This is a genomic window from Faecalibacterium sp. DFI.5.82 (assembly GCF_029076575.1).
Classification (GTDB): domain Bacteria; phylum Bacillota; class Clostridia; order Oscillospirales; family Ruminococcaceae; genus Faecalibacterium; species Faecalibacterium duncaniae.
Window position 1 is genome coordinate 1 of record NZ_JARFIS010000743.1, and the last position, 301, is coordinate 301.

Here is a 301-nt window from a genome sequence, read left to right on the forward strand (position 1 = left end):
GGACGAATAGTCGGTGCGGGCATTGTTGTGGTCGTCCAGCATGACATAGACCAGGATCTCCGGGTCGTTGGCGGGCAGGACAGCCGCAAAGGATGCCACCTTCTTGTAGTCGCCGTCGGCGCGGCGGTCCATGTTCAGCTGCACGGTGGTGCCGGTCTTGCCGCCGATGCGGTAGCCTGCAACGTAGGCGTTGCCGCCGCCGCCCTGGGTGCCGTCGCCCACATCAAACTCCATGATCTGGCGGTTGGTCTCGCTGGCGCTCTCGCTGATGACCTGACGGCGGATGTTGGTGCCGATCTCC

General features: G+C 64.5%; 1 protein-coding gene. It reads right to left on the reverse strand.

Features of this window, described 5'->3' with window-relative positions; genetic code table 11:
• Positions 1 to 301: penicillin-binding transpeptidase domain-containing protein (locus P0G09_RS18710; protein WP_275253421.1), on the reverse strand; the 301-nt coding region annotated here is incomplete at both ends.